Annotated in this window: 17 protein-coding genes, 2 tRNA genes and 1 other RNA gene; 6 read left to right on the forward strand and 14 right to left on the reverse strand. The window is 50.9% G+C overall.

Annotation, left to right across the window (positions count from 1 at the left end; genetic code table 11):
• The first annotated feature begins 8 nt into the window (after nucleotides 1-8).
• Both HQ48_RS07300 and secG read left to right on the forward strand, forming a co-directional pair.
• Nucleotides 9-704, forward strand: a complete 696-nt coding sequence (locus HQ48_RS07300; protein ID WP_044232836.1) for a hypothetical protein — start codon at nucleotides 9-11, stop codon at nucleotides 702-704.
• Nucleotides 705-718: 14 nt separating this feature from the next.
• Complete coding sequence (secG, locus tag HQ48_RS07305) at nucleotides 719-1114, forward strand: preprotein translocase subunit SecG (protein WP_044232838.1); 396 nt, start codon at nucleotides 719-721, stop codon at nucleotides 1112-1114.
• A gap of 151 nt (nucleotides 1115-1265) precedes the next feature.
• Here secG and HQ48_RS07310 read toward each other — a convergent pair whose 3' ends face one another.
• The 11 genes from HQ48_RS07310 to HQ48_RS07355 all read right to left on the reverse strand — a co-directional run bounded on the left by HQ48_RS07310 (nucleotide 1266) and on the right by HQ48_RS07355 (nucleotide 16496).
• Complete coding sequence (locus HQ48_RS07310) at nucleotides 1266-4286, reverse strand: glycoside hydrolase family 3 N-terminal domain-containing protein (RefSeq protein WP_052409019.1); 3021 nt, start codon at nucleotides 4284-4286, stop codon at nucleotides 1266-1268.
• Between the two features lie 148 nt (nucleotides 4287-4434).
• Nucleotides 4435-5646: an aminopeptidase C gene (locus HQ48_RS07315; RefSeq protein ID WP_044232841.1), complete on the reverse strand. Its 1212-nt coding sequence runs from the start codon at nucleotides 5644-5646 to the stop codon at nucleotides 4435-4437.
• A 186-nt stretch (nucleotides 5647-5832) separates the two neighbouring features.
• Nucleotides 5833-6432 carry a Holliday junction branch migration protein RuvA gene (ruvA, locus tag HQ48_RS07320; protein WP_044232844.1) on the reverse strand — a complete coding sequence of 200 codons (600 nt, stop codon included), beginning with the start codon at nucleotides 6430-6432 and terminating at the stop codon, nucleotides 5833-5835.
• 164 nt (nucleotides 6433-6596) lie between these two features.
• A complete protein-coding gene (locus HQ48_RS07325) occupies nucleotides 6597-7751 on the reverse strand; it encodes a sodium ion-translocating decarboxylase subunit beta (RefSeq protein WP_044232846.1) in 1155 nt (384 codons plus the stop codon).
• A 4-nt stretch (nucleotides 7752-7755) separates the two neighbouring features.
• Nucleotides 7756-8223 (reverse strand): biotin/lipoyl-containing protein, encoded by a 468-nt coding sequence (locus HQ48_RS07330; RefSeq protein ID WP_044232849.1) that lies wholly within the window; start codon nucleotides 8221-8223, stop codon nucleotides 7756-7758.
• Nucleotides 8224-8259: 36 nt separating this feature from the next.
• Entirely contained in the window at nucleotides 8260-8436 is a 177-nt protein-coding gene (locus tag HQ48_RS09405) for a hypothetical protein (RefSeq protein WP_160225950.1), read from the reverse strand.
• Between the two features lie 16 nt (nucleotides 8437-8452).
• Nucleotides 8453-8947, reverse strand: coding sequence for an OadG family protein (locus HQ48_RS07335; RefSeq protein ID WP_044232850.1), 495 nt, complete (start codon nucleotides 8945-8947; stop codon nucleotides 8453-8455).
• 23 nt (nucleotides 8948-8970) lie between these two features.
• On the reverse strand, nucleotides 8971-10524 hold the full coding sequence (locus tag HQ48_RS07340; RefSeq protein WP_044232852.1) for an acyl-CoA carboxylase subunit beta: 1554 nt from the start codon (nucleotides 10522-10524) through the stop codon (nucleotides 8971-8973).
• 104 nt (nucleotides 10525-10628) lie between these two features.
• Entirely contained in the window at nucleotides 10629-11039 is a 411-nt protein-coding gene (gene mce, locus HQ48_RS07345; RefSeq protein WP_044189288.1) for a methylmalonyl-CoA epimerase, read from the reverse strand.
• 322 nt (nucleotides 11040-11361) lie between these two features.
• Nucleotides 11362-13296 carry a SusD/RagB family nutrient-binding outer membrane lipoprotein gene (locus tag HQ48_RS07350; protein WP_044232854.1) on the reverse strand — a complete coding sequence of 645 codons (1935 nt, stop codon included), beginning with the start codon at nucleotides 13294-13296 and terminating at the stop codon, nucleotides 11362-11364.
• Nucleotides 13297-13322: 26 nt separating this feature from the next.
• Complete coding sequence (locus tag HQ48_RS07355) at nucleotides 13323-16496, reverse strand: SusC/RagA family TonB-linked outer membrane protein (protein ID WP_081969760.1); 3174 nt, start codon at nucleotides 16494-16496, stop codon at nucleotides 13323-13325.
• Between the two features lie 840 nt (nucleotides 16497-17336).
• Here HQ48_RS07355 and ssrA point away from each other — a divergent pair.
• The 3 genes from ssrA to HQ48_RS07365 all read left to right on the forward strand — a co-directional run bounded on the left by ssrA (nucleotide 17337) and on the right by HQ48_RS07365 (nucleotide 18263).
• Nucleotides 17337-17742, forward strand: a transfer-messenger RNA (tmRNA) gene (ssrA, locus tag HQ48_RS09230).
• A gap of 346 nt (nucleotides 17743-18088) precedes the next feature.
• Nucleotides 18089-18175: transfer RNA gene (locus HQ48_RS07360), tRNA-Ser, on the forward strand.
• Between the two features lie 15 nt (nucleotides 18176-18190).
• A tRNA-Phe gene (locus tag HQ48_RS07365) sits at nucleotides 18191-18263 on the forward strand.
• Nucleotides 18264-18654: 391 nt separating this feature from the next.
• Here the strand turns inward: HQ48_RS07365 and HQ48_RS07370 are convergent.
• Nucleotides 18655-21567, reverse strand: coding sequence for a hypothetical protein (locus HQ48_RS07370; protein WP_044232856.1), 2913 nt, complete (start codon nucleotides 21565-21567; stop codon nucleotides 18655-18657).
• Between the two features lie 214 nt (nucleotides 21568-21781).
• Between HQ48_RS07370 and HQ48_RS07375 the strand changes: the two genes are divergently transcribed.
• Nucleotides 21782-22351, forward strand: coding sequence for a hypothetical protein (locus HQ48_RS07375; RefSeq protein WP_052409020.1), 570 nt, complete (start codon nucleotides 21782-21784; stop codon nucleotides 22349-22351).
• 208 nt (nucleotides 22352-22559) lie between these two features.
• Here the strand turns inward: HQ48_RS07375 and HQ48_RS07380 are convergent, their stop codons facing one another.
• Entirely contained in the window at nucleotides 22560-23771 is a 1212-nt protein-coding gene (locus tag HQ48_RS07380; RefSeq protein WP_044189279.1) for an ROK family transcriptional regulator, read from the reverse strand.
• A 67-nt stretch (nucleotides 23772-23838) separates the two neighbouring features.
• Nucleotides 23839-25152 carry a DEAD/DEAH box helicase gene (locus tag HQ48_RS07385; RefSeq protein ID WP_044232857.1) on the reverse strand — a complete coding sequence of 438 codons (1314 nt, stop codon included), beginning with the start codon at nucleotides 25150-25152 and terminating at the stop codon, nucleotides 23839-23841.
• Nucleotides 25153-25622: the final 470 nt, after the last annotated feature.

Below are 25622 nucleotides of genomic sequence, written 5' to 3' on the forward strand. Positions count from 1 at the left end.
CCAAAGCTATGAAGCGAGAAGAACTATACGCCTATATGCGAGATCCTAGTAGCATCGCCCCAGATGCTCTACCCGCTCTCCGTGAGCTTGTGGAGGCATACCCCTACTGTGCGAGCTACACCTTTCTCTACCTCTATGCCTTGGCCAGAAGCGAGGATTTGCGCTATCGCTCCGAGCTTAGACGGCTGGCGCTATATTTGCCCGATCGAGGTAGACTATATAATATGGTAGAGAACGGAGAGCCTGCCGTGGTAGCGCAGAGCCCATCGATCGCTACACAGCCGAGAGATTCATTCTCCATCATCGACAGCTATCTAGGCGAGATGCGTGCCGCAGGCGAGGACTTGCCTAGTGAGCTCAGCTATACGACCTCGACCGAGCGAGAGGATTATTTCGCCAGCGAGCCCCATATCACAGCCGAGGAGCAGGAGGTGCTCGAGTTTCTCGCCAAGAGAGGAGCTATGCAGAGCTCCAGCGAGGAGGCCTTGGCTATGCCATCGCAGCGAGCAGGCGAGGAGGTACAGACCGATGAATTAGAGGAAGCGCTCTTCACCGAAACCCTAGCCAAAATCTACATTCAGCAGGGTAAGTACGACAGAGCATTGCGCATTATTCGCTCTATCAGTTTGAATTATCCGAAAAAAAACCTTTACTTTGCAGACCAAATTAGGTTCTTGGAACGATTGATAAATAACAAACAATAAGATAATAGACACAGATGTTTTACACGTTTCTCACAGTATTGATTGTACTCGGTGCTCTTGCCCTAGTATTCATCGTACTTATCCAGAAGTCTAAGGGCGGTGGTCTAGCCTCGGGCTTTGCCTCTAGCAACAACATCATGGGCGTACGTAAGACGACCGATTTCCTCGAGAAGGCTACTTGGTGGCTCTTTGGCTTTGTCGCTGTCCTGAGCATCGGCTCTACCGCCTTTATTGCTTCGGCAGACGACAGCGAGGGCAACAAGGTACAGCAGGCCGTAGAGCAGAAAGCTGCCGAGCCAACTGCACTGCCTAGCGCACCAGCCTTTGGGGGTGAAGCCGCTACTGCCCCAGCCGTTGAGGCCCCTACGCAGGAGGTTGCTCCTGTGGCTACAGACTCTATCGCTGGATAGTCTAGAGATACGTCTAGCTTAGCTCTCCTAGAGCTACACATCACAATAAACATATCGCCCCGCCGTGCTACAGCACGGCGGGGCGATATGTTTATCAGCTATGGCACACTTGTCGGTCGAGCCACGCATCTGCTAGGCCGAGAGCAGGCCTTCACTCAAGAGCATCGTATATGGTCTGGTGCATACGAGGGCGCAGTAGCTCCGTAATGAGCGTAGTGTTTTGCCTAGAGGGGTAGGTGCGGTTGGAGAGGAAGATGAAGATTAGCCCCTCGGCCGGGTCAATCCAAAAGGCTGTCCCAGTGAAGCCAAAATGCCCAACCGTTTGCTCCGAAGCACTATCGGCAGCAGGGTTGACGCCTCGCTTGCGTGGCTTGTCGAATCCTAGCGCACGCAGACCTCCCACTCCAGTGGTTTTGATGAATTGCTCCACCGTAGCGGCGGGGATAATGCTCTGCTCTTGCCATACTCCTTTGTCCATAATGAGCTGGCACAGGCGCCCCAGTTCGCTTGCCGCACCAAAAAGGCCAGCATTACCCGCTACACCACCAAGGCATGCTGCCGTTTCATCGTCCACGGTTCCTCGTATGATCTGCTTGCGCAGGAAGTCATCACGCTGAGCAGGGGCAATCTGCTCTATTGAGATACCATGATCGAGGGGGCGATAGTAGACCTTCGCCCCAATAGGACGAGCGATGTAGCGGTCGAAGTATTCGTCGAGTGGATTGCCCGTTACCCGTTCGGCTATCTGTTGTAGCAGGACAAAGTTTAGATCGCTGTATCGGTACTTACCCACACCTCTGAGGTTGGTTTCGGCCAGACTCTCCATTATACAGGTCTTGAAGCTGGGGGAGATATACAGATCTCGTGCGAAGGGTAATGTGTGCTGGGCAGAGGGCTTGGTCGAGATATACTCCTTGAGCCACCCGAAGTGAGGGTTCCCCCAAGCCTTGCCGACCAAGGGAATACCGCCGGGGAATGGATTGTAGCGAATTAGATTGCCCTCATAGCTGTTGGGGTCTATCAGATCCCTAAAGAAGTTGATCCCTGCTGGTAGCCCAGACTGATGAAGCAGCAGATCTCTGATGCGCACATTAGCCACTGGTGCAGACTTCAGCTCTGGTAGATAGTGGCCAACTCGGCCGTCGAGCTTAACCTTGTTTTGGGCCACGAGTAGCATCATCACTGGGGTCGTCACAAGAGCTTTGGTGATCGAGGCTACATCGTAGAGATGATTGACCGTGGTGGGTTTGGCGCCTACACCACCCGTTAGTGTGCCGAACGCCTTGTTGTAGACGACTTGCCCACGGTGCGCAACGTAGATTTGGCAGCCGGGGAAAGCACCCTTGTGGATTCCCTCTAGGGCCAGCTGGTCTAGTGCTGTCAGTTTGCCTAGATTGAGCCGACCTAGGTTGGAAGATTTGGCGAAGCCTTGCGAGGGAGTAGGGCGGGCGGGCTGAGTTTGGCAAAGTGCCCTCGTGAGTGCCGTAGGATCCTCGGGATCCTCCGATGGCTCGAGCTCATTGCTGGGGGACTGTAGCTGCATCGAGGGGGCTAGTAGGGCTAGCACAGCCTCTTGAGCCTCCTTCGCCGCCTCAAAGGCAATTAGGACTACGTCGGCCATCTTGTGCCACTGCGCCGTCCGATTGACCCGATAGGGCGAGGTCATGTAGGCTACCACGAGCGGTTTCTTAACGCCAATTTGAGTCAAGGCTTGTGTCGGTAGGTTGGTCGTCTGGAAGATCTGGACGAGTACCAGCCCATAGCTGTTGAGCCGATCGGGCGACTTGGAGATGGCGTCCCAAGTAAAGTAGTCGATCTTGCTACCTGCACCACCAGTACTTGTGGGGCGAGTGACATTGCTAACAGGGTTTTTGCCAATCTGTACTACGGCGATGCGTTTGTGCTTCATACTTCTCAGGTCACGCAGTGTAGCCCTCTCCTTGTGCAGGTAATAGAGCGAGGCTTGCCAAGCCTCTCGCATCTGTGCCTCGGCACTAGGCGTCCAGATAGCCTTATGTATGGTGGCTGCCGTGGCTGTACTCCTTGCTTCTTGCTTGATGAGGCGCCACTTGTAGTATAGTACTTTGATCACCTTGCTGCGCAGGAGCGCCTCGCTCAGCCTGCCGTCTTGGACAGCTCGTAGTAGCTCTTGGTGCATGGCCTCGGGGTTGATAGGCCCTAGTAGGATATCATTGCCTGCCAGTAGAGCTTGTAGCCCCACCTCTTTGATGCCACTGGCGTGCACACCTTTCATCTCCAGCCCATCGGTGAAGACAAGGCCACCGAACTTCATTTCGTCTTTGAGTAGAGCAGTCGTAATAGTTGGGCTAAGCGAGCTAGGTAGTTTCACTTCCTCGTAGGCTGGTACACGTAGATGCGCCGTCATGATCCCCCCGTGTCCCGCTTTGATGTACTCGGCGAAGGGATAGAGCTCTACACGTTGCATACGTTTCATGTCAGCCCAAACGGTCGGTAAGGTATGGTGCGAATCCTCGCTCGTGTCGCCGTGTCCGGGGAAATGTTTGGCGACAGAGAGTACACCGCCGTCTTCTAGGCCAGCAGCGTAGGCTAGAGATCTACTGGCTACATCCTCTGGGCTCTCGCCGAAGCTACGTGTCCCGATGACGGGGTTGTGAGGATTGATATTGACGTCCACATCAGGGGCAAAGTTGATATGGATACCCATTAGGCGACATTGGCGTGCAATCTCTCGGCCATAGTTGTAGAGCAGCTGATTGTCGGCATTGAGCCCTAGCCCCATATTGCGAGGGTAGCGAGGAGCGTCCTTGAGCCTCATATATAGCCCCCATTCGCCATCTAGGGCAATGAGCATTGGTACACGGCTCACTCGTTGGAGCTCATCGTTCATCTTGATTTGTTCAGCTAGTAGACCCTTTTGATATAGGATGCCTCCCCAGCCCATTTTGCTGGTTCGTCGAGCTTCGTGGGCGATACGCCCTGCATCTGCCGACGGATATACAATAGGCATGATGAGCTGGGCGATGCGCTCCTCAGTGGTGAGGGTTTGGTATAAACTATCAGCCCAAGCCACCATCGCCTCTTTGTCTACAGAGCCGAATAGGTGCTTGGGTAGCTTGTCGGGAGATGAAGCCCATAGTCTAGGAATCAATAAGGTTAGTGCGATTAGGCTCGCCCAGTTTTTTCGATTCATATTGTCTAAATATAACTTGAGATGGGGTGCTGTTGTCAGCGATAGATCTTCGCTCATAGGCGAAGTCGAGTATACTTATGAACGAACATAGGCGAGCTAGCAGCCTGCTGCCCACTCGCCTATGTTTGATTGGTGCCTTAGAGGCGGGCTATTTTTTTAGACCCAACTTCTTGGCGATGTCGGTAGGTATAGCATCCTTGTGCAGTACGATATTCATCGTCTTGCCCGCAACGAAGTTGTAGGATACATACCAGATACCCTTGTAGTCGCCTGTTTCTCCCCAAGAGTTCTTAACCATGAAAAACTTGCGGCCAAGCTGATTCTTGGCCAATCCGAAGATTGTCATGCCATGGTCGTCGGTGAGCTGATAGTTGTCATAGCCCTTCTGGCGACTCTCTTGAGTTGGCGTTAGCTCTGGTACATCGGCACGATAAATGAGCTTCTTGATCTCGGCCTGCTTGTCCGCACGGCTTAGACCTACCCAGCGATCTTGGTCGCTACCCTTAGTCTCGATTTCCTCCACATCAGCTAGGACACCGATACCATCGCGAGTAAAACCAATCTCACTCACGTCCGAGCCCCAAGCGAAGCTATAACCGGTGTTGATTGCATGCTCCATCGTCTGCATCAGCTCCTCGATAGGTAGGTTGTAGCTTTCGCTCCAGCGCCAGTTGTCTTGAATTTCTAGGATAAACTTGCTGTAGAATGGGTGGTGAGTGTAGGACGTGAGAGATACGTAGTCGTCGGGATTAACTCCCATCTCGGCCGCATAGCTCTTGGGCGTGTACTTCTTGCCATTCCACTCAAACTCCTTGGGTAGCTCCCCTAGGTAGGTATCTATGATTTTATTGTATGCGGGCCACCAAGCGGTAGAGAGGGTTCCATTTGGGTTCTTGATTACGGCATCTAGGAAAGCCTTGGAAGTGGCTGCAATTTCGCTATGCTGATTTTTCTTCGTGCCGTAGTTAAGACCGGGCATGATAGACTGAGGAACAGCTCCGTAGTGCTTGAGTACATAGAGTACGTCGTAGAATGAGCCGCCCTGCTCGTAGTTGAGGAAGCCATGCATGCGAACGTACTTACGAGCCTTGTCGCGATACGAATGGCTCACTACGAACATCTCGGAGAGATCATACTCCGGTTTGCCCATACGGATTAGCTCCTCCTCAATGAAGCTCTGCCCAGAGTAGCTCCAGCAGGTTCCCGAGTTAGCTTGATCCTTGATGGACGTGCGTCCTACTTCCTTAATGGTTGTGAAGACGTTCTTGGCGTTCGGGTCATTCTTTTTAGACTTCTTCTGCGCACTCAGATTGGGCACTGACATTAGGAGCATTGCTCCTAGAATCATGATTTTCTTCATAATATGCTTGCTTGAATTTATGATTAGCAACGTTGTATATCCGCCCCAATAGAGTCTATTTAGACAAGGGACTACCAAAGATACACAATTATCGCTAAGTTGTGAAGTACTACTTGTCTATTTCGTTGCCTCACTGGACTAAGACGATCCCTATATCTGGAATTCATCAGCCTGGCCTACGGCAATCTAGAGGAGTTTGAGGCTCTGCCTGATCACCTGCTCGACGGTTAGCAATGGAGCATCTGTAAGGAGCTTACCTACGACCTTGAAGGCAGCAGGTTCGGGATAGCCCAGCATCTTGAGGGCGCTGACGGCCTCTTCCTTGACAATCGAATGGCTAGAGGTCTGTACTGCTGGAGCTAGGCCAGAGACAGATGCCTCCTCGTCTAGCACAATCTTGCCTTTTAGCTCTAGAATAATACGCTGCGCTGTCTTCAGGCCAATGCCTTTGACAGCCTTGAGTGCCTCCACCTGTCCTAGGGCGATAATCGTATTCAGTTCATTAGGCGCATACGAGCTGAGGATTACTCGTGCCGTGTTTGGGCCAATGCCCGATACACTCGTCAGTAAAGTAAAGAGGTCCCGTTCGCCAGAGGTGGCAAATCCGTAGAGTAGGTGAGCATCTTCTCTGATAATCTCGGAGATGAGGACTTTCCCCTCCTTGCGCCCTTGGTAGGCAGTATAGGTCGTCAGTGAGATATTGACTAGATAGCCAACTCCTGCACACTCCACGACCATACTTGTGGGCGTGAGATCGCTGATTGCTCCCGATAGATATGTAATCATATTATGATGTCTTCGTCTGAAAGAAATGATACATCAAAACCAATAGCTTGATAGCTCAGGCGAATTTAAGCCTTTTTCTTGACCTTGTAATAAGCAGAGAGGGCTGTGCCGAAACTAAAGTTGGCACAGCCCTTCTTTGGTGCTACAAGAGTGTATTTACCTATCTAACCAAGGAAGCTAAGCAAGATGCCAGCAGCGATAGCCGAGCCGATAACACCTGCCACATTGGGTCCCATAGCGTGCATCAGCAGGTAGTTGCTTGGGTCATACTCCAGACCTACGATCTGAGAGATGCGTGCAGAGTCGGGAACGGCAGACACACCAGCATTACCAATGAGTGGGTTAATCTTATTTTCCTTGGAGAGGAAGAGGTTGAAGAACTTCACAAATAGGATACCGCAGATCGTTGCTACCACGAAGGAGAAAGCTCCGAGGCCAAAGATCTTGACAGAGTCCCCCGTGAGGAACTCTGTAGCCTGAGTAGAAGCCCCCACCGTTACCCCTAGTAGAATGGTGATGGTGTCGATCAGTGGTCCACGAGCCGTATCGGCTAGACGCTTGGTCACACCACTCTCCTTCAGTAGATTGCCGAAGAAGAGCATACCGAGTAGAGGTATTGCCGTAGGTACGAGCATAGTGGTAAGCAGAAGACCAGCGATAGGGAAGATGATTTTCTCTACTTGAGAGACTTGTCGTGGACGTTTCATGCGTATCAGACGTTCCTCCTTGGTCGTGAGCATACGCATAAATGGGGGCTGGATAATAGGTACCAAAGCCATGTATGAGTAAGCCGATACCGCAATAGCACCCATGAGTTGCGGTGCCATCTGCGATGATAGGAAGATAGCCGTAGGACCATCGGCACCGCCAATGATCCCGATAGCTCCAGCCTGACTGGGTTCGAAGCCAAGAGCAAGTGACGCCATATAGGCGGCAAAGATGCCGATCTGGGCAGAGGCACCAATGAGCATAAGTTTGGGATTGGAGATCAGAGCCGAGAAGTCGGTCATCGCTCCAATGCCCAAAAATATAAGCGGTGGATACCAGCCCTTTTGTACGCCTTGGTAGAGGATATTGAGTACAGAACCCTCCTCGTAGATCCCGATTTTAAGACCTTCCTGAAAGGGGATGTTGCCCAATAGCATACCGAAGCCGATCGGTATCAGAAGCAGAGGCTCGAAGTCATACTTAATGGCTAAGAAGATGAAGAGCATTCCGATCAAGAGCATTACGAAATGCCCCGGTTCTGCGCTAGCAAAGCCCGTGTACGACCAGAATGTCTGTAAGTTCTCTACCAAAAAGCCACCAAAGCCTAGCATAGTCTTATCCGATTAGGATAATATCTGAACCCTCGAGGATTGAGTCACCCTTAGCAACCTTAACGGCTGTCACTACGCCATCAAACTCGGCATTGATGTTGTTCTCCATCTTCATAGCCTCAAGGATAGCAACGGTCTGGCCAGCCTTAACCTGATCGCCTACTTGTACCTTGATGTCTAGGATAACGCCGGGCAGTGGAGAGAGTACTGGTTTTCCAGCACCGCTAGCTGCAGCAGGTGCAGGCGCTGGTGCGGGAGCGGCTGCTGGGGCAGCAGGAGCGGGAGCCGGAGCGGCGGCTACTGGGGCTGGCGCAGGAGCAGCCTTGGGGCGTGCCACTGGAGTAGCCATACCTTCTGGGATCTCCACCTTGTACGACGTCCCGTTCACTTCTACGGCAGCTGTATTGCCATCTAGATCGATAATAGCTACGGTGTACTCGTTGCCATTGATGCTATACTTATACTCTTTCATATTGGATGATGTTTTTAATGTCTTTGATGAATACTTCTAGTTACGCTGAGGAAGTGTACGTACGGTCTGTGTCTTCAGCGCCCAAGCCGAAGCTGGATTGCGCTTTATCGTTAGGACGAACGACTCCTGATCGTGCGTATGCTTGCCGAGCTCTTCGTGTAGAGCGTAGGCGATAGCCGCAAACACCTCCTTGTTTATTGTCTCTGATTTCATTGTAAGCAACGAATTATTAGTAATTGTACTTGCGCATACCTTGGCTACGCGAGTGCCACTGTGTATTGCGTCTATTGATCGTCAATACATAGCTCTCCATATCGTGTCTTTGATCGAGTTCGGCACGCAGCGCCATAGCTATAGCAGCGGCAACTTCGCCAGAGCGAGCTCCAAGCTCGGTTTGTAGAGCAAGGGTAATGGCTACTACAGCTTCGCCAGTGGGTTTGGCACCACCAGCGGAGGTATTGGTCTTACATTCGGTAGGGCTCTGCGCCTTGTCTTGACGACTCTTACTCATACGCTGCATCATCTTGCCGATGAAGCGGAATACGATGACGAGCATTAACAAGGCTGAGAACACGACCATCACCGCTGTGAGTGTAAGGATAAAACCCTGCGGGTCTTGCTCCCCAAGCGCTCTAGATCGTGCACTCTCGGCCCAAGCAGGCAGAGCAGTTGCCCCCAGTAGGAGGGCAATGCTCAGGACTCTGCTAAGACGTAAGGTATTCATAAGTCTGGACTAACTGAGTTAGTTTACAGAGGTAGGTTGTCGTGCTTCTTAGCTGGGAGCGTTTGCTTCTTGGTGCGTAGCTGCTCAAGAGCACGAATGATGCGGAAGCGTGTGTTGCGTGGCTCAATCACGTCGTCCATGAAGCCGTATGAGGCGGCATTGTAGGGGTTGGCGAAGGCCTGACGGTACTCTTCTTCCTTCTGCATGGCAGCCTCTGCTGGGTTCTCGGCAGCAGCCACTTCCTTGGCGAAGATCACCTCTACGGCGCCACTTGGGCCCATCACAGCGATCTCGGCACTTGGCCAAGCATAGTTCATGTCGGAGCGTAGGTGCTTAGAGCTCATCACGATGTAGGCACCACCATAAGACTTACGCAGCGTTACCGTGATCTTGGGCACTGTAGCCTCTCCGTATGCGTAGAGGAGTTTAGCACCATGCACGATCACACCGTTGTACTCCTGACCTGTACCCGGTAGGAAGCCCGGTACGTCTACGAGCGTCACGAGAGGGATGTTGAAGGCATCGCAGAAGCGAACGAAGCGTGCAGCCTTGCGTGAGGCGTTGCTATCAAGTGCACCTGCCATTACTAGTGGCTGGTTGGCTACGATACCCACGCTCTGACCGTTGAAGCGAGCGAAGCCGATGATGATGTTCTTGGCGTAGTCCTTGTGGATCTCTAGGAATTCACCATTGTCAATGATGGCGCCAATCACATCATACATGTTGTAGCCACGGTTGGGCTGGTCGGGAATAATCTCATTGAGCATATCCTCCACACGATCGATTGGGTCGGTGCATTCTACTACGGGAGCGTCCTCCATGTTGTTTTGAGGAATGAAGCTCATCAGGTGGCGGATTAGGCGGATACCCTCGTCTTCGTTCTCAACGGCGAAGTGAGCCACACCACTCTTGGAGGCGTGTACGCTAGCACCACCGAGCTGCTCTTGGGTTACATCTTCGCCAGTTACGGTCTTCACCACCTTAGGGCCAGTGAGGAACATGTAGCTAGAGCCCTTGACCATGATGTTGAAGTCGGTCAGAGCAGGCGAGTAAACAGCGCCACCAGCACAAGGGCCGAAGATAGCTGAGATCTGAGGTACTACTCCAGAGGCCATAATGTTGTTCTGGAAAATATCGCCGTAGCCTTGTAGTGCGTTGATACCCTCTTGGATACGAGCACCGCCAGAGTCGTTGAGGCCGATTACGGGAGCTCCCATCTTCATGGCCAGCTGCATGATCTTGCAGATCTTAGAGGCCATCATCTCGGATAGAGCACCACCAAATACTGTGAAGTCCTGAGCGAATACATAAACTAGACGTCCGTCGATCGTACCATACCCAGTCACGACACCATCGCCCATAAACTTAGTCTTGTCGATGCCGAAGTTGGTTGAGCGGTGTAGTACGAATGTGTCGATTTCCTCGAAGCTTCCTTCGTCTAGGAGGAATGAGATACGCTCACGAGCCGTGTATTTGCCCTTGGCGTGCTGGCTGTCGATGCGCTTCTGTCCGCCGCCCATGTGGGCTTCGGCGCGACGTTGGATCAAATCCTTGATTTTTTCTAATTGAACGCTCATAATGCTGTATTAGTAAGTTATGATTTATGCTGTTTAATGTCCTCAAAAGTAGTAGAGACCTACCGAAGCCTCTGGCCTCGTAGGTCTCTAAATCTAGTTGAGGGTTACTTATCCTTGCAGTCGCAAAGCTCGGTGAGTACACCCATAGTGCTCTTGGGGTGGAGGAAGCCGATGTTTAGTCCCTCGGCGCCCTTGCGAGCCTGCTTGTCGATAAGTGCCACGCCCTTCGCTTCTACTTCGCGGAGTGCTTCGTTGGTATCAGGTACAGCGAAAGCAATATGGTGGATTCCTTCACCGCGCTTCTCGATAAACTTGGCAATCGTGCTGTCTTCGCTAGTAGCTTCGAGCAACTCGATTTTAGTTTGCCCTACTTGGAAGAAAGCAGTCTTAACCTTCTGGTCTTCTACTACTTCGATGTTGTAGCACTTCAAGCCAAGTATGCCTTCGTAGTAAGGCAGAGAGGCTTCGATACTCTTAACCGCAATCCCTAAATGCTCAATGTGCGATAGGTTCATAGCTAGTCCTTTTTATTATGATAATTAATAGTACGCCAAGACTGGAACTCCACTCCAATCTCACTGTTTCTAGCCACAAAAATAGGAAATATTGAGATAGCCACACCAAATTACGGAAAAAAGTTGCCATTGCTCCGAGGAGACCTCTGCGAGGGGCTCTAGCTGACGTCAGCTAGAGCCCCAAAATGCTATCCTTGAGGCTGACTAAGTCGTGGAGGATTGTATAGCCTGCTGAGGTATGCTCCAAGCGGCGTAGAACTAGTACTCTATATAATATTGTATATCTAGAACCTACCCGTAATCTGCGCATATGGTTAGAGCTTTACTTCTTGGCCCACCATAGGGGAGTTAGCACTTCGTCTTTGCCTGCAAGGTAGCTATCTACGGCGTGCTTGTAACCTCGAGGGTTGTTGCTCTCTAGGGTGGAGGGGAATTTCATTCGCTGTGGATAGAACGTCAGCTGTTGAGGCGAGAACTGGCCGACCTTGAGTGCAGGCATCGTCACGATAGGTTCCTCTGATGCTGGCACCTCGAAGAATGGAAGCCCTAGTCTACGCCGATCATTCCAAGCCTCCAGAGGCAGCCAAGGCATATTGGCCAGATATTTCTGAGTGATGATCTTGGTAAGCTGGTCGTTGAGACTCTTGCCATAGAGTGTCTGTGAGGCTACGGGGTAGTGATAGGTGTAGGCCTTCTTTTCCTTTGTGTAGCCGTCCACCATACTCATGCTCTTGGTCGCAGGAGGCTCCTCGGTATGCTCCCACTTGACCGATGTCCCTACATTATTGTAGGTTTCGGAGGCGAGGTATTGCTCCACATAGCTCTCCAGATGGTGGTAGGCGAAGCTGTGCCGAATGCCTAGCTCGTAGGCCTCCTTGCCCGTCAGAGGTGTCGTCCAGCCCCTTAGAGCAGCCTCTGCGATGAGGAAGTAGCTCTCCCATGAGGCGAAGAATATGCGTGAGTTGCTACTATCTCGATAGTCGAGCGCTAGACGAGGGATAGACCATGCCCAGTCGTAGTGGTTGTTGAGCCCTCCTTTCTCTCCCCAAGAGCCGGGCGCAGCTGTAGACCATGTATAGGTAGCGTCGAGCTCCATACCCTCGGTGTCGTTCTTGTCCTTGAGTAATTTGCGTCTAAGTTCAGAGTATTTCTTATTCCAAGATGGGTATCTGCAGTATCGGGCATTGGTGGTATCTCCCGGTATCATATAGAGTTGATAGGCTCGTGGATCTATGCTATAGGGGATACCATCGAACCAAAACCCTCGGCGTGGCTCGTCTGTCTGTAGCGTGTAGTGCTGCTCCAAGTACACACCCATATAGTCCTCGGGTTTAATCTTCTTTCTGATCTGTTCAGACGCATTCTTTAGCAGCTCGGCAGAGGGTATTCCTCCAAGGCCTAGCATAAGGTTATTGACAGAGGCTGATAGCGCCATTGCGTTCCACTCTCTGGTCAGTACTCCAGTTAGAGCAGTCCAGCCCTTGTCTTCTTTGATGCTGAGGTTATACTTCGCTTCCGTGATGATATTCATACCCTGTACGGCAGCCTCAAACTCGCTCTTAGCCTTGGTGGGGTCTACCTCCGAGAGGCGCATAGCCAGACGCATGCGCATGGAGTTGGCGTAGCGTATCCAGTTGCCGTAGTCAAATTGATAGGCTCGGTCGCATCGTTTCTCCTCGGCCTTGGCCTCTACCTTGGGGTCTATAGCCTCGGAAGCCTCTTTGAGCTCCTTGAGCATATAGTAGTAGACGTCTTTGGTTGAATCGAACATGGGGTTCTGTCCCTGAAACGAAGCAATCGGGAAGACCCCGAAGCTGTCGGTAAACTCACTGATCAAGTAGACCCGCCAGATGCGTGCTACCTGCTTCATGTTGGGGATTGACAGGCGTTCGTGTGGCGTGAGCTCCCCCTTCATCTTGCTATCTGCTGTATTGATGGCTAGTGTGATCGCACTCATCCATTGGCTATAGTGGCCATAGTAGTTGGCGAGCCAGTCGTCTTTGTGTCGCCCTACGGTTAGGCCTCCTCCAGTATTCGGGTCAAGGTAGCGGGCGGCATCCATCCAGTTGAGTACGAAGCAACGCTCGGCTACTTCAGGGTTTTGCTGGGCCTCGGTGATAGATTGATTGATGGCATACTCTACTCTTATCTGCTCTTCATTAGCTGCCGTAGGATCTGTATTGATGCTACCGAAGTCCGAGCAAGCCGTCATCACTCCTAGGGCGAGGGGCAGCAGACTATATTTATTGGCTTTCATGTCTTTGATGTTTTGAATGCGAATGATTAAAATCCTAGGGTTACGTTGAATAGGAAGCTACGAGAGGTTGGTGCACTGGCATACTCAAAGCCCGTAGCATTGGTGCTAGTGGCATAGACAGCCTCTGGATCTATCCCGTTGAGGTAGCTCTTGAGCATCCAAACGTTGTTGCACGATAGGCCGAGCTTGACCTGTGTGAAGGGGGTACGCTTGAGCAGGCTACGATCGAAGGAGTAGGATAGACCGAGTGTGCGTAGGCGAATGTTGGTTGCATCGTAGATATTAAACTCTCCGATACCTAGGTTGCCGCCCTTGCTCGTGATGGCTGTCCAGTACTGCTCGGGGGTGACTTCCGTTCGGTTGGGTTCGTATTTTCCCTCCTTGTTGAGCACTACACCATCGACGATCATCTTGTCGCGTGCCCCATTGACTACTGTAGCCTCGGCTGTTCCTACACTCTGCATCAGCAGATGAGTCCCCGAGAAGATATGTCCGCCGAAGCGAGCATCTACGAGCAGGTTGAGTGCCCAGCCCTTGTAGCTTAGCGTAGAGCCTAGCCCGAGTAGGGCATCGGCTTGCTGGTCGCCGAGTTTCTCCTTCTCCGAATTGACGGCTGGCAGTCCCTCCTCTACGATGATCTTGCCGTAGTAGGGAGAAGCCTTGTCGGCTACACGCTTGTAGGTTGTTCCCCATATCTCGCCGTAGTTGCCTCCTGCGACAGCATTGATTTGTAGGTTGTCGTAGCCTCCTAGAGGGTAGATTGTTACCTCCTCACCAGCAGATTTGTATAGCTCTATGATCTTATTTTGGTTGCTGGAGAAGTTCACCGTCATATCCCAGCTGAAACCATTGGCTAGCTCTATGGGACGTGCCGTGAGCATTACTTCCCACCCCATATTCTGGATATTACCGGCGTTGATCTTGCGGAACTTATATCCCGAGAGGTTATCCACTGGTAGGTTGAGCAGTTGGCGTGTCGCATTGGATTTGTACCACGATAGATCTATGCCGATGCGGTTGTCTAGCAGGCGTAGCTCTGCCCCTATTTCCCACGACTTGATTAGCTCGGAGCGAACGTTGCTGTCGAAGAGGATATCGTTTTGTGAGGCAGTGGGCTGTGTGTCGGGGGACTGACCGATTTTGTAAGTATTGTAGAGCTGATAGGGCTCTAGGTCATTGCCGACCTCGGCATACGAGGCTCTGAGCTTGCCGTATGTGAACCACTTTGGTGTGCCAACGTTCATTCGGTTGAGCATCTCGCTGATGATCCACGAGGCCGAGAGGGAGGGGTAGAAGAATGAGCGGTTCTCCTTGGTCATCGTAGACGACCAGTCGTTGCGAAATGTAGCGTCGACGAAGAGGAATCCATCGTAGCTCAACTGGGCAGTCCCATAGAGTGAGTTGATCTTCTTGTGGCTAATTCGCTCGTTGGGTGCGGCAGGCTTTACCCCATTGTTTACAGTGAATAGGTTGGGCACCTTGAGCTCCTCAAGTCTGATCTCCACGAAGCGATTTTGGCGGTGCATCAAGTTGCCCCCAAAGGTGGCACTGGCCCCCCACTTGTCGAGGATGTTATCTTGCTGAGCGCTGACTAAGAAGCTCAAGTTGTGCTCGAAGAACCGCTCCTGTGCTGTGCGATAAGCATTCTTGAGTGAGCTCCCTGAGTAGGTCTTGTCGTCGTACTGAGTGAAGTACATATCCGAGCCACCCTTGATCTCTGCCGATAGCCATGGGGCAAATCTGTACTTGATAGACCCAGAGAGGAGGAAGCGGTCGCGCGTGTCTTGGTTGAGCTTGTACTGGCGCATCCAATAGGGATTGATCTGCTGGCTACTGCCATACCAGAGCATCTTGCCGTCCTCCTTGGTCGCAGCCGAGAAATCTCTGATGTCGAGCGAGCGAGGCAATAGGTACATGGCAGTGAATGTATTGGCGTTGTTGCGTCCGCCTATCGGCCGGTTGGCAGCCTCCGCCTGTATGTATTGAGCCTTGGCGTCTACGCTCCAGCGATTGTCCATGCCAAACATAGATGTGATGCGAGAGGTGAAGTTAGTTCTCTTGAGGGTTGCTCCGGGGATCTTGCTACGGTCGTCCATGCGTGTCATAGAGGCGTAGATGGCCATAGACTTGTATTGCTGAGCCAGAGAGAAGCTCTCGGTGAGGTTAATCCCAGTGTCGAAGTAGTTGCCTACATTGTCGTAGTGGGTCATGTTGCGTTTCTTGCCACTCCAGTCGGTATATTCCTGCCCCTCGATTTTAGCCCCCCAACTATTGCCACTGTCGGCATTGTAGGCGCCTTGGGCTCCTTGCCCGAAAGTATTCTGCATCTTGGGGGACATGAATATCGTTTCGGCTGAAACGGTCGAGGAGAGTGTGATGCCTAGTCCTTCTTGTTTACGCCCGCTCTTGGTGGTGATGAGGATCACGCCATTGCCAGCTCGTGCCCCGTAGAGAGCCGCAGCGGAGGCGCCTTTGAGGACAGACATAGAAGCTATATCCTCGGGGTTGATGTCCGATAGTCCATTACCGAGGTCTGCCGAGGGATTCCATATGTCGTTGTTGAGGGCTCCCGTGAAGTTGTCCATCGGGATACCATCGACGACGATGAGTGGCTGATTGAGCCCTGTAACAGATGTGTTGCCTCGCAGTTGTATCTTGGACGAGCTGCCCGGCCCATTGCCCGATCGTATGACTTGTAGCCCAGAGATCTTGCCGGATAGGGCGTTGGCAAGGTTGTTCTCTCGGCTGCTCAAGATTTCATTGCCCTTGAGTTCCTGAACGGCGTAGCCTAGGGCTTTCTTCTCTCGCTTGATGCCTAGAGCCGTCACGACAACCTCTTTGAGGGCTTGGGTGTCTTCTTTGAGGGTGATGGTGAGCTGCCTCTGTCCAGAGAAACGAATAGTCTGTGTGATATAGCCCATATAGGCAACCTCAATCAGATCCCCGACCTTGAGTCCATGTAGGGTGAACTGCCCATTGGCATCTGTGACGGCGCCACTCTGCGTCCCTTTGATTTGGAGCGTTGCTCCGACGATAGCGCCATTGGCATCGTACACATAGCCGCTAAGTGTGCCTTTGCTCTGTTGGGCTTGTAGGGCTATGGCCTGCGTGCTCCCAGCTGTGTCTGCCGCCTGTCCCTGCGCACAGGTCAAAGCGGCCAATAGAAGCAGGGCGCTAGTTTTTTGGAGATTATTAGACATAGGTAGATTTGTTAAAAGATTAGTAGTGATTGTGTTTAGCTCATTGCGCTTTCAATTGATTGTTTCGATAGATTTTTAAAAATGATAGTAAGTGGGTATTTATAAGGGTTAGACAATGGCTAGGGTGTGCCTAGCGTGTAGTGATCTCGGGAGTGAAGACGTCTTTAAGTCTTGATATTCACAAAGGTAAGTGTTTGTCTGGAGAAAACATAATCTTACGGCTACCGATAAGCAACTTGGTATAGAGTCGATAAGCTGGATCCTTCTCGAGCTCTAGATTGTAGCCCGTCGGATTTATACATTCGTTTACTTTTCTGTATCATGATTGCGTTGCTTCTGTGTATTCGAGGGGTAAATGAGTAGACCTCGTATTTGCCCTCTAGAGGGCTCCAGATTGCGTGCTTTGTTCTTTCCGCACTCCGCTCTAGGCGAGTGAGAATAGTTGCCTAAAAAGCTGATTATGTATTAGGTTGTTTTTCAGGTTTTTATCTTGATTTTTGGGGAGTTCTAGTGTGGTACTAGCGCTTTGGGGAGCATTTCTTCCCATCAATCCTTTCGGATTAGTGGATACATCGGAGGAGGGTAGTCCTACGATTCGAATCAATCAGCCCATCAATTTCGTCCAGTCAGACCATTCGCCTTTACGAAGTATTGCATGATTCCATCAAACTCCTTACTATGTCCTTAACACTCCTTAACTAAAAAGTAGACAAACGAGTGGGGTAGTTTGGCTCCGCTTCCCCTAGTGTCACAGATGCTAGATGCTGCTTATTAGGGAAGTAAGGGACGTCGCATTTGCTAAGATGTGCAGAAATGAGTAACTTTGCGCCTGCAAACTATGGGGATGAATTGGCTTTGACAGCGCGACGAAGTGGTTTGTAAGCATGTAGTGCGTGGGTGCCCAGCACTATAATCTCGGACATCGAACAATTTAGTTGGCGAAAACAATTACGCTCTTGCTGCGTAGTCGAAGTATAGTAGACTAACCGCTTAATCGCTGCATGGATGCGGCGACAAGACATCACTCAGAGAGCCCCCGTCCCGAGGCGAGCTGGTTATAGTGGTGCCGGAAATTCGGGAATCGCTCACGAGATGCCCTCTGTCGTGAGTCAGATTTAGGGGATAAGGAGTTTGGCTGGTCGTTTCTGCCGCACCTGACTCTCGAAAATCTCAAGAGAAACTAAACATGTAGAAAGCAAATTAGTTCCGTGTTTGGACCGGGGTTCAACCCCCCGCATCTCCACACAGACTGGCAAGAGGTTGCAGCGAGCTCGTATGCTCACTGCGGCCTTTTGCCTTTTTTGGGTATCTCTGCGCTTGGCTATTCGCTAGCCAAGTTGTCGTGCGTGACTTGAGTTTAGTTGTGGGTATGCACGAGGCGTAAAAGTTATTTTTGCCGATGATGGGGGTAAATTAGGAGTGTCGCGACTAACCTGCTGGTAACTAGGATAGAATGTGGTGTTATTAGGCAGGGGAGAGCAGAGGAGTGTGTGTGATAGCCCGAGAAGTGCATCAGAAATATCAAGAAAGATTTGGAGGTTTGAGAAAATGTTGTACCTTTGCAATCGAAAAGTTAAGGCAAGCCCTTGATCGGAAGTGTGGGTGAGTGGCTGAAACCAGCAGTTTGCTAAACTGCCGTACGGGCAACCGTACCACGAGTTCGAATCTCGTCGCTTCCGCTTTTCAAAAACTAAGGTACCATAGCTCAGTTGGTAGAGCAACGGACTGAAAATCCGTGTGTCCCCGGTTCGATTCCTGGTGGTACCACGAAAGCGTTACTATACAGTAACGCTTTTTTTGTGTTTTTAGGTGTCAATCAAGCGGTTGCCATACTTCTGATGCTAAAGTGAACGGGTCTAGAATGATGATTTATGGGGAATTTATGTTACCCTTTTGTCCCCTATTTATCTTACGTGTCTTTGACCCGATCCTGATTGTAGCTTAGGTAATGGCATAGTTTGAGGCGTATTGGGGCGGTCTACTCTTGATCTAAGGTACATATGTTGGCGGAAGGCCTGTATGTGGTTTGTCAGATGTCAGTGGATTTGAGGCTAGAATAGATGATGGCTAGTGACGAAAATAGTTTAGGGGCTATGGAGGAATACACGTTCCTCCATAGCCCCTAGGCTATTGTTGGGCGGATTGCTCTACGTTAGTATTACAGTTTTATGGTCTGCTTAGAGCCATCTGTGTAGGTTAGGCGTAGGACGATGCGCTGCGTCTGTGCGGATACATTCAGTACGAGCTCATCTGCTGGGCCATGAGCTGCAGATATCAGTTGGCCAGAAAGGCTATATGCCTCGGCTAGAAGTAAGCTAGGAGCCGATACTACCACTTCATTGCCTCGGCGATAGGTGTAGGCGTTGGGCTTGACCTCTTCCGTCGGTAGGATTTGCTGCTCCGTTTTGGGCGTAGCGAAGAGTCGCACTTCTAGGTTCTGTCCTCCACGTGTAGAGAGGAATAGGCGTGTACCGTAGTCACGAGGCTTACTTGCTAGCTTTTGACGGTCAATAGATACCGATAACGTACCACCTGTGGCAGGTAGAGTGGGCTTATCTAGCTTGAAGACCTGTGGGCTATTATTGGCCGATATCATCATCGTGCGTACGCTCTCACGTGCGTTCTTTGTCGTTACCTCTAGATCGAGAGGGCTAGATTGCAGCTCAAAGAAAGCTAGGAGCTTCTTGTCCACGCTGATTACGGCGTTGTCCTCCCGGCCCCAACTGAAGTCATCGAGCAGATATACGGTGCTCGTTTCGTTCGCTCCCAGTGGAGATTGGAGTGCGAAGATGACGACAAACTCCTTTAGGTTGTCCAAGCCTTCGTATTCGTTGAGCTTGAGCAAGTAGTCGTACCAGACACGTTCGTTGAGTTTGCCTCCGGGGGTAATCTGTTCGATAGGCAGGAGTAGTACCTGACCAATTTTACCACCCTGCACTGGTGCTATGTAGACGAAGAATTTATCTTGCTCGAGAGCCGTTTGCTTGAATAGGCGGAATGTTAGTTCCTTCGTCTTCGCCTCTTCGTAGCTCAGCAGAGGGGATACGAGGAATGCCGTTAGCTCTTGCTCTCCTTGAGGAGTAGCCTTGTAGAGTGTTACCTTGGCTACATCTTCGTCGTTGAGTGTGCCAGAGTCTTGCATGCGCTGCTGATACGATACCCAAGGGCGATTGCCTGCGAAAGCGAGGTTACGCCAGCCGTCGATAGAGAGAGCACCATGGTGTAACTCGTTGTCGAAGCTCTCCACGAGGCGTGCTTGTGCTTTGTCTTTGGAGAAGTCTACTAGATCAACAAGGGAGCTGTGCGTGAGGCGTCCGCTTGCGGGTGATGGCTCGATGCCAACTTCGGTGATGGAGAATACGCCCTCGGCAGAACCTGAGTTCGTACGTACGAGGCGGAAGGTTGTAGGTTGGTGCGAATTGACAGTGTAGGTCTGCTCCTTGTCTGCTTTGACGGCTTTAGGTTCGCCGACACGTTGCCAAGATCCTCCATGGTCGTAGCTTACTTCAAGTGCTAGCATAGCATTGTCTGCTGCGTATGCGCCAGCCTTAACCTTGATAGAAGCGATACCATTGGGGAAGTCCTCGCTGTAGATTAACCCATCGGAGAAGCCGCCTTCGTAGCGTAGCTCTGCTGCATCGCCGTAGAAGAAGATTTCTTGAGTCTCGCCGTCGTAGATCGAGTTGTTGCGCATCGTCCAGATGCCTTTGTCGAACCAGTAGTAGCCCAGTGCCTCCATATCGGAGTAGCGTGTGTTGCTTGCATTGGGGAACTTTCGCTTGGAGAATTTCTCGCGCCAGCCAGCCTCGCCTTGCTTCACGATACCCTTGAGAGGAATGCGCTTAGTTTGGAACATAGGAGATGAAATCACGAGATGCGCCTCCGTAGTACCTACCTTGGAGCTTCTGAACCCGATATTAACTTTGGTGTCATTGACGCCAATATGTAGGTTGAGATTAGGAAATTCCTTTTCAAAGTAAGGAACGTTGGTCCGGTTGATCGTGAAGCCTTGCCCCGATGGTTCGATAGCTATCTTGACCTCGTCAATCATATTCTCGAAGTCTAATTCGATCTCTTGGGATACGTTGCCCGGAGCGCCTAGGTTGTAGACAAAGTCTGCAATAGGCTGTGGCTTGACCGTAACGCTGGGTGGATTCTTGGGGTCGATTGAGTAGACTTGTAGAGGGATGTTGATTTTCTGACCAGCACCATTGTCGATGCTCGCTTGTGAGTGTTGACTGCCACGAGGTACTTTGCCTGCTGTCGTTGGCTTGCAGGTAATGGCAAGATCTACCACATGACTACCACTGCCAATTTGCTCAAGGTTTGTTGAGAAAGGGATCCCCTCCGTCAGCTCAATCTTGCGTGCTGTCTGCTGATTGTAGCTCTGCACAACATAGTTTTGCGTCAGACTCTTGCCAACCTCTACCTCAATGAAGCGAGTGACCTGAGGCAGTACGCTCACGAATGGAGTAGGGTTGTCCTGCTTACGGAAGCTAAAGTCGTCTAGGCGAATGTTGCTCTGCTTATTAACTTCGATAGCAAAGCGGAAGCGCTTAGCACCCTCTGGGAGTCTTGCACGGAAGCGCAGAGTACCCCAGCTGCGCATATGTGAGAACCAGAGCTTATCGTTGTTGATGAACTTCTTTTCGCTCTCGGTTGTAATCTCCTTGCCCGAAGCGTCTAGCCACTTCATTGCCAAGCGAAGTGCGCCCTCTTCTTTGGACCCAAGCTCAACAGAGTAGTGTAGTAGGCCCTCGAACTCATCGCCTGTCTTGTAGTCGCTGGTTAGGTCAATGATCTGCTCGAGTAGCCCTAGAGCATCTGTTGTCTGGATCCGTACGGCATGTCCCGTATTGGAGTTGTATGTATCGCGCCCCGATAGCTGGGAGCTTTGACCTACAACGGTCCATTTCGTTGGCTTATCGCCATTAAACTCATATAGGAATTCGTCCTTGAGTAGCTCGGGGTTGGTGTTCTCCCCCGGGTCTTGCCCTTGCTGAGCATCTAGGGCCAGTGGTGATAGGATTAATATCGCTATCAGCCACAAGTAGGTGTGAAATCTCTTCATAACCTTCACTTGATTTGTTTATGGTGAATACTTTGAATAATACAATGCTTCGACAAAGAAAGTCAAATTGATATAATGAAACGATAAAACTAACTAATTATATTGATAGATTAAGTGAATAACCATATTGATAAACTAAGTGAAATTTATGTTTTACGTGCGTGTTATTCTATCTGATTGTCTCTACCTTTGACTAGTTTATCTGTTCTATCCTATGCTACGCTCTAGCTTGATCGCTATCTGTTTTCTCTTTTCCCTGACGATCGCTCGAGGTCAAGACAATGTTGGGCTCCGTTTGTTTGGCCTAAGTATTCACCCACACTCCGAGGCAGAGAATGCAGCGATTATGCCTCTTAGACTAGATCCTCAAGCCTATCTAGTGCAGAATCTAGGTGCGATCCTCTCCTACGAAAAGGCTATCTATCGGGATATTTTTACCTCCAAGCTGGCCTTAGCTCTCTACTCAGACTGTGCGGCTCGTCTAGGTGGATTTATTCATATAGGCCTTAGAGGACGGGTGTTCAAAGTAGGGCAGCATAGCCTCTATGGAGGACTAGGCCCTACATTGATCTTCCGTCGAAACTGGCTAGAGCTAGAAGGCTACAAGGATCAGAAGCTCTTCAAGGGGGCGAAGGGTGATTGCTTCCAGTATTTATTCCTCTGGTATGGAGGTGAGTTTGACTACCGCTACCAAATCAACCAACGCCTTGATGCAGTCGTTAGCCTAATCCCGGGTTACCCAGACCTCATCAGCCTATCAATCGGCATCAACTATCGACTATAAGTAATGTGCAATGTCGGTGTGGCATAATGCACAAACTGCAGTGTTGCTTGCGACATTCGGGTTCCCTTTAGCCTCAGTCTTAGCGCCTTGCATTTTGCGCATTCTGAAACACCTTAAAAAGGGGCTGTGGCAAAATTTATATTTTGCCACAGCCCCTTAACTTATATACCCTCGGGCAACTAGTGTACCCAGAGGTTATGCTAGAGATCTATGAGAAGCGACGGCTGCGGGCGAGCATACAAGCCCCCACTACACCTGCCTTCTCTCCAAGAATTGCCGTTACAATCTCAGTATCCTTATTAACTAGATTGAGCGAATACATACGCACGACCGTTTGCACAGCCTGAGTGAGGTATTCTCCCGTTAGGCTGAGCGATCCGCCGATGATCACTAGTTCTGGGTTGAAGATGTTGATTAGACTGGCAATTTGTTTGCCGAGCTTGGTGCCTATATCGCTCAAGATCTCCAAGCAGAGGATATCTTCTTGTATTGCCGCTTGTATGATGTCATTCATTGTGATAGGTTCACGGCTGAGCACTCTCTGTGAGAGGATAGAGCTCTGTCCCTCTCTGATGCGCTCGAGTAGCATTCGGTGCATGGCCTGTCCGCTGACTTCCGTTTCTAGACACCCCTTCTTGCCACAGTGGCAGAGGATCTGATTCTCGTAGTTGCTGATGTGGCCAAACTCTCCGCTGAAGCCAGACTTGCCGAGATAGACCTTACCTCCTAGGATAATGCCTAGCCCAATCCCCCAGCTAACGTTGATATAGAGGACATTCTGGCAGTCCTTGCCGCTGGCGCAGCCCTGCGTGTACTCACCATAGGCCATACCTCGTGTATCATTGTCGATAGATACGCTCAGGCCGATCCGCTTGGAGATTTGGTCTGCGAGCGGATAGTCCATTGTGAAGTTGAAGAACGTGTAGCTGAAGCCTGTCTCGGGGTTGATGCGTCCCGGCAGGTTGATATTGACGTTGAGGATATCACGCTTGTTGAGCCCAGACTGCCCAATGAAGTCGAGAATGGTTTGGCATAGCTCGTCCAAGCTCTCGGGCGTGCTATTGAGCTGATAGGGGATATCGTAGTAGGTCTTCTTCATCTCGCCGACGAAGTCGATGATGCCGATGTTGATGTAGCTATGTTTGACATCGACCCCCACGAAGTAGCCAGCCTCGGGGTCGAGGCCGTAGAGTAGTGGATAGCGCCCTCCGTGTGTCTCGAGCTTGCCGTAGTCTTTGATGCAGCGGCTGCTGATCAAATCCCCGATAAACTTGGTTACCGTAGGTACGCTTAGGCTAAGCACCTTAGCCAGTTCTGTAATAGTGGCCGGACCGTTCTCGATGAAGTGAGAGATGATCTGCCGTTTGATCTGGGCCGCTTTGCCGCCCTGAGCTAATTCTTTGAGAAGTTCTTGATCCATAACGATAAGGCGTTTTACCTAATGAAACATTATGTTGTATCTGGTTCTTTAATATTTTGATTGAATCTTATTTGTGGCGACGCCCCGGGCGCTGGTGTCGTTTGCCCTCGCTCGTAGGGCTAGTAGAGCCCTGAGGCTTGGCGCCTCGTCCCTTGGACTGCTCTCGGCGTTTGCCAGAGGTCCGCTTGTCCGAGCGGTTGTGCCCTCGTCCTCTACTCTTGTGTTCGGGGCGATACTCAGGCCCTGAGCCTAGATGCTCTGGAATGCTTAGCTTGTAGATGGGTTTACCCAAGAAGTGTTCTATTTTGGCGAACTCGGGCTGCTCTCGCTCTCCAACGAAGGTAATGGCCAAGCCCTCGTCATTGCCCCCTCGTGCTGTACGCCCGATGCGGTGTACATAGTCCTCTGGGTCGTGGGGAATATCGAAGTTGATGACCATACGTATATTATCAATGTCAATCCCACGGGCGACGATGTCGGTAGCGATCAGTAGGTCTATAGCTCCGTTCTTAAACTCACGCATGACCTGCTCTCGTTTGGCTTGCTCTAGGTCCGAGTGCATCTCCGCTACATTGATGCCCATAGAGCGGATACGCTGGGTCAGCTCCTTGACACGCTGTTTGCTCGATGAGAAGATGATGCTACGCTTGGGCTTGGTGGTGGCGAAGAGGGAGGCCAAAATCTCAATTTTCTGAGCATCGTAGCAGATATAAGCCGACTGGAGTATGCTCTCCGGTGGGCGGCTGATGGCCAGCTCTACCTCGCGTGGGTTACGCAGTATTGTTTTGGCTAGCTGCTTGATTTTGGGAGGCATCGTCGCAGAGAACATCACTGTCTGGCAGGTCGCAGGTAGGCACTGGTGGATCTGTTTGATGTCGTCCATAAAGCCCATATCCAGCATGCGGTCTGCCTCGTCGAGGACAAAGTACGAAACGCTGGAGAGATCTGCGTGTTGCAGGTTGATGAGTGAGATCAATCGCCCGGGAGTGGCGATAACGATGTCGGCACCAAGGCTCAGCCCTCTGCGCTGCTGCTCGAAGGTAATGCCGTCTGTCCCTCCATAGATTGCCACGGACGAAATAGGTAGGAAGTAGGCGAAGCCCTCTATCTGTTGCTCGATCTGTATGGCCAGCTCTCTGGTCGGAGCCATAATGACTGCATTAACCTTGTCTGCGACACACTCCCCTCGGCTCAGTTTATTGATGATAGGGAGCAGATAGGCTGCCGTCTTGCCTGTGCCAGTTTGGGCACACGCAATCATATCATGCCCCTCAAGAAGCAAGGGGATTGTGGCCTCCTGTATCGGGGTAGCCTCGGAGAAGTTCATCGCTTCTAGCCCATCGAGCACCTCGTACTCTAGGTCAAAATCATCAAATCTCATACAAACACTTATCAACTTATGCAAAATTAGCGATAATTTTAGAAATACACACCTAACGAAACCACGTTTTTAGATAAATTCTCCCATCGAAGGCGAATCGAACAGCCATAATCCCGCCATATAATTAAGAAAACAGAATATTTCAGCAGCACTTCCTTTATTTATAAGCTATTGGCAAATACTCTAGAAATGGCTGTGATGTGCTCCTTGTGGCGGCAATAAGATTTATACATTCATTTACTTTTAGGTGTGTTGATTGGCCGATTTTTGAGCCCTTGGGCGTAAATATACCAGACCTCGTATTTGCCCTCTACAAGCCTCTAGGTTGCGTTCAGCTTCGCTTAGGCACTTTACCCTAGGCCAATGAAAATTGTCGTCTAAAACGAGTATTTTATAAATCCTTGATGTCTAGATGCTTGTGTTGGTATTCTGGGCGTTTGTAGAGCTTTTTCGCCTTGCTCTTGACTTTC

The organism is Porphyromonas sp. COT-290 OH3588 (genome assembly GCF_000769075.1).
In the GTDB taxonomy this organism is placed as follows: Bacteria; Bacteroidota; Bacteroidia; order Bacteroidales; family Porphyromonadaceae; genus Porphyromonas.